Source organism: Acinetobacter sp. YH01025 (assembly GCF_013420185.1).
Taxonomy (GTDB): domain Bacteria; phylum Pseudomonadota; class Gammaproteobacteria; order Pseudomonadales; family Moraxellaceae; genus Acinetobacter; species Acinetobacter indicus.
The window spans coordinates 280,929-293,068 of the sequence record NZ_VOYR01000002.1 but is presented as its reverse complement, the minus strand read 5'-3'; the positions used below and the strand labels follow the sequence as shown (position 1 = coordinate 293,068).

Sequence of the window (12,140 nt, the reverse complement as noted above, 5' to 3'; positions counted from 1 at the left end):
CAAGCTGTCCTAAACTGATATTCGCCTGACCTTAACTGCACTTATCTCCATATCAGAACCACGTAAGATAAAGCTGAAGAAAATAAATAAAAGTTTCAGGTGAGACGCTTCACTTGAAAGGAGTTGAGGTCATGAATGCTAAAGTAAATATTACCAACCGCGCAGGTGCCAGTTTCCCGGTACGTCGTATGGCGTTTGAGTTTGATCAGGTTCCAGAATACTGGATGCGAGATTCGGCAGGCCTGACACATTTTATGACCGCTTTATCCGCCCTGTTTCCAGCCGGTGAAAAATTCTTTATTGATAGTGTACGTGCAGTGCGTTACCACCCGGCAATTAAAGATAATCAGGAGCTGCAAAAAGAAATTTCAGCCTTTATTGGCCAGGAAGCCATGCATACCCAGGAGCATGTTGGCTTTAATGCCTCGGCACAAAAATATGGCCATGATGTAGAACGTTTAGATCGTTATACCGATAAAGTGATTCAAGGCGCGCGTAAGGTATTTGCCGGTGTTGGTAAACCCTTTGGCATTACCCAGGAAATGGTTGATTTGACTGCAACCACCGCACTGGAACATTTTACCGCGACCATTGCCACCCAGTTGCTACGTAATTCGCATATTCAGGAACTGATGAGCGATGACACCATGAAAACCATGTGGCTGTGGCATGCGATTGAAGAAAACGAGCATAAAGCCGTGGCCTATGATGTGTTTGAGGGTGTATTCGGTCAGGGCACCAAAGCCTATTTACTGCGCACCAGCTCACTGGTTGCCGCGATGCTGACCTTATTTGTAGTGCAAAACTATTTCCTGTTCCGTCTGTTAAAAGAAGACAAACAGCTGAATCTGGAAGCATTCAAGGCCATTTATACCTATGCCTATAGTCCGTCTAAGGGCATTATTACCGGTATGGGCCGTGAGATGCTGGCATATTTCCGCCCGGGCTTTCATCCGAACGATTTAGATACCTTCAGTCTGCTGGACACATGGAAAGCCAAATTGGGCTTCTAACGGTGTTGACTCTTGGGGCAATGAAAATTGCCCTTTTTTTTGCTCGATTTTTTATCCAGAGCTCTTATAATGCGAACTTTGTTTTGACCGATGATGAACGAAGATGATTCGTTTAATGCAACACGCTGATATTCATAGTGTATTTAACATTGAGCAACAGGTACAAAGCCATCCCTGGAGCTTGAAACAGTTTGCTGAAGCGGTAGACAGTTATCAATGTACTGTAATCGAGCAGCAAGGCCAGCTGGTCGGGTTCTGTATTTTGCAACCGGTGCTGGATGAAGCTAACCTGTTGCTGATGGCGGTTGTGCCTGACCTGCAGGGGAAGGGGCTGGGTTATCAGCTGCTGGAGCATTCGATTGCGCAGTTGCCGAATCAGCCGGTACAAATTTTTCTGGAAGTGCGTGAAAGCAATACCGCGGCTATCCGTCTGTATGAAAAAGCTGGCTTTCATCAGATTGATGTGCGCAAAAATTATTATCCAAATCCGGATGGCACACGTGAACATGCGGTTATTATGGTTAAAGCCTGTAGTGATGATTTTGCCGCGCTCTTCTCATCACCTTAATTTTTAAAATTATTGGGTTTTATTTGATAATCGAATTATTCCAACCACTGGGCAGGGTGGTCATGAGAGAGTTTCCCAATTGCCGGATTTCTTCGCTGCTTAAGCTGCGGTTAAGCCGGCGCCATTGGCCATCAATCAGTAATTCTAGCGGTACATACTGCGATTTATAATTCATTTTATTGGAATGCGGCACCCAATAGCCTAAATAAACATAAGGCAGTCCGAGTTTCTGGGTGTGTTCAATCTGCTTTAAGATCGCAAATACGCCCAAGGAGCGGCGGTTTTCATCCGGATCAAAGAAGGTATACACCGCAGACAGGCCATCATCGAGCAGGTCGCAGGTCGAGACCGCAATTAGCCGGTCTTGGTGCCAAAGCTCTAAAAAGAAACTGTCGGTGCAGCTGTGCACCAGAAATTTTTCAAACTGATCCTGACTTGGCGGATACATATCGCCATCGGCATGGCGTTCATTAATATAACGCTCATACAGCGCATAATGCTGTTCATTGGCTTCTTGGGTAGAGCGGATGGTGACGTGCAGGTCCTGATTGCGTTTCCAGGCTTTTTTCTGGGTGCTGTTCATTTGAAATTCGTGTACCGGCACGCGCGAAGACAGACATTGACGGCATAAATGGCATTCCGGCCGATAGACAAAGTCACCGCTACGACGAAAGCCCATGCGTGACAGTTCAGACAGGGTCACCACATCAATCCGGTGCGCCGGATCTAAAAACACCATGCGAGCAGATTTATCATCCAGATAACTGCAGTTATGCGGCGGCGTAATATAATATTGTAATTCGTTGAGCAGGGATTTCGGTTGATATGAATTCATGGCAATCCCTCTTTATTTATTCATCCAGTGAGTCGTTTTGCGCTATTGTTTTACTTGAAAATACACCCTCCTGGTATTTTTTCCAATCTATCGCCGGCTGTTTTACAACATCTTGTAACGATTTTAAGTATGCTTGGCGAGTTATTGTACAGGCGCCCAGACTTAATAGATGGTCATTGACCAGCTGGCAGTCAATCCAGGGCAGGGCGTTGTCGCGGCCAATCAGCATTAAGGTATAAAACGCCATTTTAGAGACATCTGTGCGCTGGCTAAACATTGACTCGCCAAAGCAGCCGCGGCCAATGGTGACGCCATACAAACCACCGACCAGCGCATCCTGCTCCCAGACTTCGACACTATAGCCATAACCGGCCTCAAACAGGTCAATATAGCCCTGAATGATGTCTTCGGAAATCCAGGTGTCATTGGCGTAGGCGCGTGGCAGCGAACAACAGCGAATCACCCGTTCAAAGGCCTGATTGATGCTAATCCGGTAATCACCTTTTTTCATGTTGCGCAGCAGTGATTTGCTTGGATGATAATCCTGAGGGCGGATAATGCAGCGCGGTTCGGGACTCCACCAGCAAATCGGATCACCGTCGGAAAACCACGGAAACAGGCCGTGGGTATAAGCTTCAAACAGGGTTGAGGGGGACAGGTCTGCACCAATACAAATCAGTCCTTCACCCTGTGGATCAGCTTCATCAGGATGGGGGAAAATAAATTGTGAGGGTGCAAGTGCGGTCATACAGCTACTCTGAATCGAAACAGATCTCTATCATACATAAAAAAGCCGCCCGGATTGGGCGGCTCGTGCTTTAGGCAAAATTATTCACCTAGGGCATCCAGATATTTTTCAGCATCTAGGGCTGCCATACAGCCTGAACCGGCGGATGTAATCGCTTGACGATAGACGCTGTCTGCCACGTCACCGGCTGCGAATACGCCCGGTACAGAGGTTTGGGTTGCGTTACCGGCAGTACCACTTTGAACCTGAATATAACCATCACGCAGGTTTAACTGGCCTTCGAACATGCCCGTATTTGGCTTGTGACCAATCGCCACGAACATACCAGATACATCTACATTCTGGGTTGAACCATCGACAGTAGATTTCAAACGTACGGCAGTCACACCAGATTGCGCATCACCCAGGACTTCATCAACCTGGTTGTTCCAGAGAATGCTGATTTTGCCTTCTTTTTCTTTGGCAAAAATATGATCTTGCAGAATTTTCTCTGAACGCAGGCTGTCACGGCGGTGCACCAGGGTCACGTGAGAGGCGATATTGGAAAGATACAGCGCTTCTTCAACTGCGGTATTACCACCACCGACTACCATCACGTTCTGGTTTTTGTAGAAGAAACCATCACAGGTGGCACAGGCACTAACACCTTGGCCCATGAATTTGGCTTCAGACTCCAGACCGAGGTATTGAGCCGTAGCACCGGTGGCAATAATTAAGGCATCACAGGTGAACTCTTCCATATCGCCTTTGAGCACGAATGGACGCACACTTAAATCGACTTCATTGATATGGTCATAGACAATTTCGGTCCCGAAACGTTCTGCATGGGCCTGCATACGTTCCATGAGCGCTGGTCCTGTCAGACCTTCCGGATCGCCCGGCCAGTTATCTACTTCTGTTGTCGTCGTAAGTTGACCACCGAGTTGTAAACCTGCAATTAAGGTTGGTTTTAAATTGGCACGTGCAGCATAAACAGCAGCACTATAACCTGCAGGTCCTGAACCTAAAATAATCAAACGTGAATGACGAGCACCCATCTGTAGCATCCTTTTATTATTGAGCAATTTATGGAATTATACGTGAAACTGTATAACAGTTGTGTGAGATTCAGTGGATATTATTGATCATAGAAATCGATTTAAGCTATATAGAAAAAGTTAACAACTGACTTCAATAATCTTGCATCTTTTTTGCTGCAACAGGTGCATAATATCTATTTTATGGCCATGCCAAACTGGCGGGTTGCACAAGAACATTTATGAAAAATTGGTTACAGGACAGTATATGACTGCGGTGTCGGGTGCTTATGCACAGCGCTTAATAATGACATTATTTTTGGTTTCATTCGGGATTTATCTGTTCCTTGCGACAGTCACCTATACCCCTTTTGATCCGGGCTGGATGCATTTGTCTAGTGATACCCAGCAGGTGTCCAATGCCAGCGGGGTCGCCGGCGCATGGATTGCCGACCTGTTGTTCGGCTTTTTGGGCTGGGCCAGTCTGCTGATTCCGCTGTACCTGTTTATTGAAGCCATTCAGGTGTGGTGGCCGCGTAGTTTCCTGAACCGTCCTTTCCGTTATGCGGCGCAGTTCTTTATTTTGCTGGCCACTGCCAGTCTATTGTATTTGTTCTGGCAAGTGCCGGCCGATACACTGGAAAATGCTTCTGGCGGGATTATTGGGTATGAACTGGGGCAGAGCCTGTCGCAGCTGCTCACTATTTATGGTGCAGCTTTTTTCCTGCTGGTGTTCTGGGGTGTCCTGTTTACACTGGCCTTTGGGATTAAATGGAACCGGACCTGGGTGACTTTAAAAGCCACGCCAGCTTATTTACAAGACCTGTTTTACCGTGATGTGCCTAAAGCTGATCAACCGGCACCGGTCGTTAAAAAAACAGTGGTGGCCGCTGCACCGGCTGCAGCCGAAGTGGTTACGCCGGCACCAGAACATCGTGAAGTCGAAGAAGCTCCGGTGGCACCAGCGGTGTCCCGTCATGAACAAGTGGCCGAGCGTCTGTTTGATGATATGGTCGAGCGTGAACAGCAGCGTTCTGCAGAGCAGGATCTGCTGGATGAAGAAGAGCAGGTCTTTGAGCAGACGGTCGAAAAAGCCCATCGCCTGACCCAGGACAGTCAGCGTGTGGTGGCAACCGGTGAAGTCTGGCGTGCGCTGAATGATGATGCTGACCAGAAGCACAGTCAGGATATTCATGAGCTGTTACGTGCTTCTCAGGATCAGATTCTGCACGCACCGAAAGATCATTTTAATGCAGTGGTCCAGCCCGTGCATGATGCACCGCCTGCATCGAATACGCCGCAGTCTAATATTGACTGGGATGATGACGAAATCTTTGATGAATTGCTGGCTGCTGTACCGAATGGGAAAGCTGCTCAGGATCTGCATAGTCCATTTAATAGTCAGTCGCAGCCTGAACCTGCACCGCACATCCAGCCGGTGCCAGACGTACAAGCGGTTGAAATGCCATCGGCTGCCACAGCGCAGTATGCAAGCCCGAAAAACCGTCTGAGTGATGAAGAATTTGAAGGGCTGGATGATCTGCTGGTTGATGATCTGAAGCCAGAAGCACCTGCCCCAAGAACTACCAGCAGTTATGCGCAGTCTTCGGCTTTTGTACAGGCGCCTATTCAGCATCAGGCTGCGGTAAGTGCCACAGCGGCTGCACCAGTGGTCAATGACGCGGTGAAAGAAGCCCTATCGAAAGAAGAATTCATTGAGGCGTGGCATGAAACTGCCGGCAAACCGCAAGAAGAAGATGAATTTGACTTTGATGCGCCATTAACCGATGCCATGGGCCGTCCAATGTCGCGTGCCATGCAGGTCGCAGAGAAACGTCGTGATTTATCACCATTGCCGGGTCTGGAGCTACTGGATAAGGTCGATCCAAATAAAAAGGTCAACTTCACCGCAGAGCAGCTGGAGCGTTTATCTGAACTGCTGGAAATCAAGCTGCAGGAATTTAATGTCAAAGCCAAAGTGGTGGAAGCGCAGCCGGGACCGGTAGTTACACGTTTTGAGCTGGATCTGGCGCCGGGGGTAAAAGCCTCGAAAGTCACCAATATTTCCCGTGACCTGGCCCGTTCCATGTCGATGGCCTCGGTACGTGTGGTCGAGGTGATTCCGGGTAAACCGTATATCGGTATTGAGGTGCCAAACAGTACCCGTGAAATGGTGCGTCTGATTGAGCTGGTGCAAACCCCGAAATTTGAAGATCAGGATGGCATCCTGTCGATGGCGATGGGTAAAGATATTTCTGGTAATCCGGTGATTACCGAACTGGGCAAAGCGCCGCATATGCTGGTTGCGGGGACCACCGGTTCGGGTAAATCGGTGGCGGTGAACTCGATGATTCTGTCGATGTTGCTTAAATACAAGCCGGATCAACTGCGTTTAATTCTGATTGACCCGAAACAGCTGGAACTGGCCAACTATAACGATATTCCGCATTTGTTAACGCCGGTAGTGACGGATATGAAAGATGCCGTCAGCGCCCTGAACTGGTGTGTCAATGAAATGGAACGCCGTTATAAGCTGATGTCATTCCTGAAAATCCGTAAACTCAGCGACTATAATCGCAAGGTTGAAGAAGCACTGGCTAATGGCGAGGACCTGATTGATCCGACCTGGAAACCGGGCGATTCAGCAACCCAGGAACGTGCACCGCGCTTGACGCCGTTACCATCAATTGTGATTGTGGCGGATGAGTTTGCCGACATGATTATGCAGGTCGGTAAAAAAGCCGAAGAAATGATTACCCGTCTGGCGCAAAAATCACGTGCAGCTGGGATTCACTTATTGCTGGCTACCCAGCGTCCATCGGTGGATGTCATTACCGGTCTGATCAAGGCCAACATCCCGACTCGCGTGGCCTTGCGCGTGAACTCAAAAATTGACTCACGGACTATTCTGGATGCTGGCGGGGCAGAAGACCTGCTCGGTCATGGTGACATGCTGTTCCTTGGACCAGGTAAAATTGAACCGGAACGTGTGCATGGTGCCTTTATTTCCGATGATGAAGTCAACCGGATTTGTGATGCCTGGCGTGAACGGGGTTCACCGGATTATGTCGATGAAATTCTGACTCCATTTGATGAAGAACCAGCGTCACGTGGTTTTGAAGATGGTGGTGATGGCGGCTCAGACCGTGATGCGCTGTATGACCAGTGTGTGGCCTTTGTGCTGGAAACCCGTAAAGTATCGGTATCGTCTTTACAGCGTAAGTTTAGCCTCGGTTATAACCGTGCGGCGCGTATTGTCGATCAGATGCAGGAGCAGGGTATTGTCAGTGAACAGGGTCCGAACGGCAAGCGTGAAATTCTGGTTTAAGCTGTTCTCGATCTTTATAAACAAAGCCCACCAATAGGTGGGCTTTTTATCGGCAGTGCGACTTAAGCAAATTTTGCCAGTACTGCCAAGAATTCTGCGCTTTGGCGCGGGAATTCTGCAATCACGTCATGAATGCGCTGTCCTTCAGGATTGGTGGCATTTACATCACGGCCATCGGCAACAAACTGGGTCAGTAAGCGCTCATAGTCTGTTGGGCGCATATGTTTAAATGCATGGTAAAGCACATGGAAATCAGCATTCACACCATGAGGAGGAAGCTGATTCAGGTAGGCAAATACACGCTCATCTGACCATTCTTCATTGAATGTTGCTGGTTGAGACAATGCCATCGCAATCTCCTGGAATAGTTTTTCGAAATGAAAAAAAGGCAAAATATGAGTTCGCAAGAGGCAAAGTGTCTTTGTGCACTTTATCTTGAAGCACAGCTTCTCGTCTTGCGGCTGGGCAAATCCTTAAAGCAATGCTTTAAGTTTGCTATTTCCGCCTCATATTCTGCCTTGATTCAATTTGCTTGACTAATCAAAAATCAGATTATCGCTCTTCAGGCAAATTGATATTCATTTCAAGCATTTCAATGTTGGCTTCAGAACGTACCGACATTTGAATGTGCTGTTCATCGACACCGCGGACATAGCGGTTCACGACCTGCATGATTTCTTTTTTCATCTGGTCAATTTTGTCCTGGCTCAGGCGGCGGCCTAAACCATTTTCAGAAGCAACAATGACTTTTAAACGATCCTTGGCGGTTTGAGCACTTGATGCTTTTTCTTCGCTGCTAAATAATTTACTCCAGAATCCTGCCATAATTACGCTCCAAATAATCGTGCTAACCAGCCTTTAGGTTTAGCAGTAATGTGACGGTATGGACGCTCTTCACCCAAGAAACGTGCCACCAGGTCATCATACGCCTGACCCGCTTCAGTTTCGCTATACAGAATGACTGGCTTACCTTCGTTAGATGCTTGCAGAACGCTTTTACATTCTGGAATTACACCTAAAGTTGGTACACGTAAAATATCTTTTGAAATATCGTCAATGGTGAGCATTTCCTGTTTATCGGCACGTTCCGGATTGAAACGTGTGATACATAAATGCTTACGGATACGTCCTTCGTTTTGTTCTACTTTTTTGGTTTTGCTGTCGAGCATGCCAATAATACGATCCGAGTCACGTACTGAAGAAATTTCAGGGTTGGTCACAATAATCGCTTCATCGGCATGGTACATGGCTAAAATGGCGCCACGCTCAATCCCTGCTGGTGAGTCACAGATAATGTAATCAAACTCTTGAGCAAGCTCATCCATGACACGTGCCACACCTTCATCGGTCAGGGCATCTTTATCACGAGTTTGAGAAGCAGGTAAAATATAAAGGTTTTCAATATCTTTATCGCGAATTAATGCTTGTTGTAAACGCGCTTCATTATTTAAAACATTCACAAAATCATAAACAACGCGACGTTCACAACCCATGATCAAGTCCAGGTTACGCAAACCCACGTCAAAATCGATAACAACAGTTTTGTGGCCACGTAGGGCTAAACCTGTTGCAAAAGATGCACTCGTTGTAGTTTTACCTACGCCACCTTTGCCTGATGTTACGACAACAATTTTCGCCACCGAATCCACTCCTGTTATGGTTTAAATCCCCCTTTTGTGTATGGGGTTTTTTGGTGTTTATTTATACATTAAAATTCCAGAGCTTCAAATACAAGCTCTTGGTTGTCATTTAGGTAAATATGTACCGGTTTTTTCGTTACGTGCGGGGGAATATCGTCCGCCACACAGTAAGTGCCTGCAATAGATACCAATTCTGCTTCTAGGGAATGACAGAAAATTCGTGCTGAACTGTTCCCACCTGCGCCGGCAATGACTCTACCACGAACGCTACCATAAATATGTATATTTCCTGAAGCAATCACTTCCGAACCGCTGTTAATACCAGCTTTCAAGATAATATCGCCCTGGTTCTGGACCAGACATTGACCGGTACGCAGAATTTCATCGTGATAAGAGGTCACATGCGAAATTCGTGCCGCTGCAGCTTCTACCACCGCGGCTTCTGCGGCAGGCGCTTCAGGTTCTGCCGGAGTTTCAATGACCTGTTCTTGGGTGGCTTTGATCTGTTGTAACTGACGATCTTGCGGAATTACCGGGAACTGGATGGCACGCGCCTGTTCCGACAGAATGCCTTCTACCACGGCCAGTGGCTGTACATTCAGATCAATCAGCAGTTGAATCAGGGCAATTAATTCCTGATCTACCGAACTTTCAATCACCGCCGGAATTTGGGGTGGAAACCCTTTTTGTAACATTGGGCTCAATTGCTGGCGGATCGCATCATGATCATCTGTATCTAAGCTAATGCGAATCGCATTGACCATTCTGCCTTTTATCCGTATGTCAGCCATAATGATTCCTTAAGACTTCTGACCTGTTCATTGTTGTCGAAGTAAATGTTGTAAATAGAGCAAATCCTAGAACAATTCGGCCGAATACTCTAGCCGAAGGTTTAAATATTTTTATTGCTGGCTATTCTTTGTCAGTTTCCTGCTCATTCAGGATCTGTTGCCACTTTTTCACTTTCACCTGTTTGCGAATGGCTTCCAGGGTTTCAAATACCGCAGATTCTACCAACGCATCAATATGCGGATTATGTTCAATCTCGATCTGGCTGACTTTGTCAGCAATATGCGCATAGGCCACATTATCTGGCAGGGTGTCATGATGGGCAAAAGGTTGAATCAGCCCTTGGGTAATATTTTCGCCCAAACGTTGGCCAATGCTTTGAATCTGCCGTTCCATACGTCCGCCGACAATTGGCAGCAGGCGCAGTAACTGGGTCAGCTCCGGGGTATCTTCAATGGCCTGACTCACCACCTGACCGACATTTTCGGCAATGCTCTGACGCTGGCTCTGCAATTCTTTACCCAAAGATTGCTGCAAGATGTCGGCCAGTGCTGCGGCCAGCAGTTTGCGGTGCTGCTCGACCAGATCATCAATAAACTGGCGATGACCAGTGCTGCTGCTCAGTTCACGTTGCAGGTTATTGACAATGGTCAGCACAATCCGGCTCGAGAGTTCTTCCATCACCAGGTTGTAATAAAAGTTGGCGCGTCGGAAGATGCTGTCCGGAATAACCTTGTAGCCATGAATATACAGGTTGTAGCCAATCGCCACGGCGCGTAATAAACGCAGAAAACGCAGCTGTGGCAGAATCGACAGCACTTCATACCAGTGCACGAAAGGGAAGAACCACCAGCGGGCATGATGCCGGAAAATAATCGCCAGGCCCCAACGTACCAGCAATTCGATAATCAGGAAGGTGGTAAACCAGCCTTCGGTAATAATGACCCAGGGACGCAGTTCTGTGCGATAAAATTGCAGTACCTCCGGCAACTGAATAAAGTTGAAAAGCCAGTCACCAAAATCACTCATCAAAATGGCATTGGCACTCAGGCAGAACAGGTTGATGAGAATTAACGCCATCATAAAGATGTCGTATACCAGCACTACTTTCCAGCTCCATGAGTCCTTTCTGACAAAGTGAAAGGAAGATTTGATCACCGGCTCTTCGCGTTTCTTCATAATGCTTTTGGTACTCGCTTACTGCTCAGCAAATTTCTGTTTCATTTCATGAATGAGCTGATCTTTCTCTGTCCAGAGTTGATGCACCCAGTCCTGAAAACGTTCCCGATATGCGGCATCTTCTTCATAATCGCCACCCAGCACCCAGTCTGGAATGTCAATTTTTCGCAGATTGACCGCAATACGCGGTACTTCGCCCAGCCAGAATTCGCCATAGCCCGGTGCGCCGTCCGGATACACAATGGTCATATCTACCAGCGCATCAATTTCATTGCCGAGAATATTCAGCGCCAAGGCCAGACCGCCAGCTTTGGGTTTCAGCAGATGCTGATATGGTGATTGTTGCTGATCATGTTTTTCCTGGGTAAAGCGCGTGCCTTCCAGATAGTTGAGCAGGGTAAACGGCTGGCTGAGCAGCTGTTCGCAGGATTTACGCGCTTCCAGCATATCGCGGTCTTTTAGCGCCGGATTTTTGGCAATCTGTTCTTTGGTATGCCGCTTCATCATCGGGAAGCCCAGAATTTTAAAGGCCTGTCCGACAAAAGGAATAAAGATCAGCTCCCATTTGGTAAAGAAACGGGTCAGCGGCATGCGGGTTAAACCGAAATACTGGTTGACGGTGGTATCGACCCAGCTCTGGTGATTACAGGTCATTAAATAACGGCCCTGCATGCTCAGTTCCAGACCATCTTCAATACTGATGTCCCAGTGGGTATTCGGTAATACATGGTCAATCAGCCAGTTGTTGACACTGAGCCAGCTGTTGGTAATCTGGATATTGGTCTGGTCGACCTTGGCCGATTTCTTGAACAATTTGGTCAGGCCCAAAGCCAGTACCGGCGGTCCATGTAAAAAAGTGCTGCCGGTAATCACTGAGCTGACCGTAAGCCCTTTTGTGATTTTTTTTAAGAGCGGTTGCTTATTGGTTTTAGATGACATAAACAGTCCTGAATATAAAAACAACTTATACGAAGTTCTGCCCAATATAATTGTTGTTTTTAAAATAAAAAAGTGTTGAAGTGAA

12 protein-coding genes are annotated in these 12,140 nt (G+C 47.3%); 3 read left to right on the top strand and 9 right to left on the bottom strand.

Annotated elements, in window-relative coordinates:
• Positions 1-131: 131 nt before the first annotated feature.
• Positions 132-1,013, top strand: coding sequence for a metal-dependent hydrolase (locus FTT89_RS03855; protein WP_005179837.1), 882 nt, complete (start codon positions 132-134; stop codon positions 1,011-1,013).
• 103 nt (positions 1,014-1,116) lie between these two features.
• Positions 1,117-1,581: a ribosomal protein S18-alanine N-acetyltransferase gene (gene rimI, locus FTT89_RS03850; RefSeq protein WP_180172698.1), complete on the top strand. Its 465-nt coding sequence runs from the start codon at positions 1,117-1,119 to the stop codon at positions 1,579-1,581.
• 19 nt (positions 1,582-1,600) lie between these two features.
• On the opposite strand, the gene FTT89_RS03845 is transcribed toward rimI, so the two are convergent.
• From FTT89_RS03845 to trxB, 3 genes are all read right to left on the bottom strand, one after another.
• Positions 1,601-2,416 carry an arginyltransferase gene (locus tag FTT89_RS03845; protein WP_005179833.1) on the bottom strand — a complete coding sequence of 272 codons (816 nt, stop codon included), beginning with the start codon at positions 2,414-2,416 and terminating at the stop codon, positions 1,601-1,603.
• Between the two features lie 16 nt (positions 2,417-2,432).
• Positions 2,433-3,164 carry a leucyl/phenylalanyl-tRNA--protein transferase gene (gene aat, locus FTT89_RS03840; protein ID WP_005179830.1) on the bottom strand — a complete coding sequence of 244 codons (732 nt, stop codon included), beginning with the start codon at positions 3,162-3,164 and terminating at the stop codon, positions 2,433-2,435.
• Between the two features lie 80 nt (positions 3,165-3,244).
• Entirely contained in the window at positions 3,245-4,201 is a 957-nt protein-coding gene (gene trxB, locus FTT89_RS03835) for a thioredoxin-disulfide reductase (protein ID WP_016659465.1), read from the bottom strand.
• A 247-nt stretch (positions 4,202-4,448) separates the two neighbouring features.
• Here trxB and FTT89_RS03830 point away from each other — a divergent pair, with 247 nt between their 5' ends.
• Positions 4,449-7,508 carry a DNA translocase FtsK gene (locus tag FTT89_RS03830; RefSeq protein ID WP_180172697.1) on the top strand — a complete coding sequence of 1,020 codons (3,060 nt, stop codon included), beginning with the start codon at positions 4,449-4,451 and terminating at the stop codon, positions 7,506-7,508.
• 62 nt (positions 7,509-7,570) lie between these two features.
• On the opposite strand, the gene FTT89_RS03825 is transcribed toward FTT89_RS03830, so the two are convergent.
• The 6 genes from FTT89_RS03825 to FTT89_RS03800 all read right to left on the bottom strand — a co-directional run bounded on the left by FTT89_RS03825 (position 7,571) and on the right by FTT89_RS03800 (position 12,055).
• Entirely contained in the window at positions 7,571-7,858 is a 288-nt protein-coding gene (locus tag FTT89_RS03825) for a PA4642 family protein (RefSeq protein WP_005179823.1), read from the bottom strand.
• 202 nt (positions 7,859-8,060) lie between these two features.
• Positions 8,061-8,333, bottom strand: coding sequence for a cell division topological specificity factor MinE (gene minE / locus FTT89_RS03820; protein WP_005179812.1), 273 nt, complete (start codon positions 8,331-8,333; stop codon positions 8,061-8,063).
• Positions 8,334-8,335: 2 nt separating this feature from the next.
• Positions 8,336-9,148: a septum site-determining protein MinD gene (gene minD, locus FTT89_RS03815; protein WP_005179808.1), complete on the bottom strand. Its 813-nt coding sequence runs from the start codon at positions 9,146-9,148 to the stop codon at positions 8,336-8,338.
• A gap of 68 nt (positions 9,149-9,216) precedes the next feature.
• A complete protein-coding gene (minC, locus tag FTT89_RS03810) occupies positions 9,217-9,939 on the bottom strand; it encodes a septum site-determining protein MinC (RefSeq protein WP_005179806.1) in 723 nt (240 codons plus the stop codon).
• Positions 9,940-10,060: 121 nt separating this feature from the next.
• A complete protein-coding gene (locus tag FTT89_RS03805) occupies positions 10,061-11,116 on the bottom strand; it encodes a preprotein translocase subunit SecA (RefSeq protein WP_180006904.1) in 1,056 nt (351 codons plus the stop codon).
• 18 nt (positions 11,117-11,134) lie between these two features.
• Complete coding sequence (locus tag FTT89_RS03800) at positions 11,135-12,055, bottom strand: acyltransferase (RefSeq protein WP_005179793.1); 921 nt, start codon at positions 12,053-12,055, stop codon at positions 11,135-11,137.
• Positions 12,056-12,140 lie beyond the last annotated feature (85 nt).